The sequence below is a fragment of the Xanthomonas pisi DSM 18956 genome, assembly GCF_001010415.1.
Lineage (GTDB): Bacteria > Pseudomonadota > Gammaproteobacteria > Xanthomonadales > Xanthomonadaceae > Xanthomonas > Xanthomonas pisi.
The window spans coordinates 1-394 of sequence record NZ_JPLE01000164.1; the positions used below are offsets into that span (position 1 = coordinate 1).

Below are 394 nucleotides of genomic sequence, written 5' to 3' on the forward strand. Positions count from 1 at the left end.
CCGCCGCCGGACGTGCGCCGCAATGCGCGCCTGGATCCGCAAGTCGGCGCTGCCGGCGCCACCCAGACCGCCGCCGATCAGCGCGCCGACGGCAATGGCAACGCCGGCGCCAAGCCCAGCCCGGTGATCCGGCGCGGCAGCGGCACCATGATCAACCAGAGTGCAGCCGGTGCGCCGGCCCCGACGCTGGGCATGGCCAGCAGCGGCAGCGCCACCTTCAACTTCGAAGGCGAGTCGGTGCAGGCGGTGGTCAAGGCGATCCTGGGCGACATGCTCGGGCAGAACTACGTCATCGCCCCGGGCGTGCAGGGCACCGTGACCCTGGCCACGCCCAACCCGGTCTCTCCGGCGCAGGCCTTGAACCTGCTGGAGATGGTGCTGGGCTGGAACAACG

1 pseudogene is annotated in these 394 nt (G+C 71.8%); it reads left to right on the forward strand.

The annotated features are described in order from the left end of the window. Positions 1–394 (forward strand): annotated as a pseudogene (locus Y887_RS17550) (type II secretion system secretin GspD); the annotation flags it as partial.